This is a genomic window from Pantoea sp. ANP04 (assembly GCF_041982285.1).
In the GTDB taxonomy this organism is placed as follows: domain Bacteria; phylum Pseudomonadota; class Gammaproteobacteria; order Enterobacterales; family Enterobacteriaceae; genus Pantoea; species Pantoea eucalypti.
The window spans coordinates 1-820 of record NZ_JAUTYS010000042.1 but is presented as its reverse complement, the minus strand read 5'-3'; the positions used below and the strand labels follow the sequence as shown (position 1 = coordinate 820).

At 69.5% G+C, this 820-nt stretch carries 2 protein-coding genes; one reads left to right on the top strand and one right to left on the bottom strand.

Annotation, left to right across the window (positions count from 1 at the left end; genetic code table 11):
• The coding region (locus Q7C21_RS22175) for a PEP-utilizing enzyme (protein WP_375151112.1) at window positions 1-290 on the top strand (290 nt) is incomplete at its 5' end.
• Between the two features lie 15 nt (window positions 291-305).
• Here Q7C21_RS22175 and Q7C21_RS22170 read toward each other — a convergent pair.
• Window positions 306-820 (bottom strand): GlxA family transcriptional regulator (locus Q7C21_RS22170; RefSeq protein WP_375151111.1); only part of this gene is annotated, 515 nt, incomplete at its 5' end.

Below are 820 nucleotides of genomic sequence, written 5' to 3'. Positions count from 1 at the left end.
ACGGCCGCGAAGGCAGCGAGCAGGCCGCGGGCTTCATGATCTATCCGGGGCAGGTCCAGGGCGTGCTGGGGGTCGATATCCTCCTGGAAGACACCCTCGATCCCGGGCGCCACGCTCACTACCAAGCGGCCCGGGCCGTGATCGCGCGCATGGGTGGGCGCCTGTCCCACGGCTCCACGCTACTGCGGGAACTGCGCAAGCCGTCGGCGGTGCTGCCGCAAGTGGACACGGCCTGGGTCGGCCGCGAAGTGCTGTATAGCGACGGCCAGCTGAGCCTGGTCGAAGGCTGAACCGCGCCCCCGGGCTCAGACCTGCTCGGTGCTGGCAAAACGTTCGCGATAGGCCTGGGGCGTCACCCCCAGGGCCCGCAGCAGGCTGCGGCGCAGGGTTTCTTCACTGCCAAAACCGCATTGGGCGGCGATGCGTTTGATCGGCAGGCCGGTGTCGGCCAGCAGGCGCCGGGCGGTTTCCACGCGGATCAGTTCGATGGCCCGGGCCGGGGTCTGGCCGGTGTCGGCGCGGTAGTGACGGACGAAGCTGCGCTCGCTCATGCCCGCCTGCTGGGCCAGGATCGGCAAGGTCAGCTCGCGACTGAGATTCTCGGCAATCCAGGCGTGCAAGCCATCGAAACGCCCGCCGCTGTTTTGCAGCGACAGGGTCACGCTGAACTGCGACTGGCCGCCCGGGCGCTTGAGAAACACCACCAGTTGCCGGGCCACATCCAGCGCCGCCTCGCGCCCCAGGTCGGCCTCCACCAGGGCCAGGGCCAGGTCGATACCGGCGGTGACTCCGGCCGAGGTCCACACCGGGCCATCGTTGA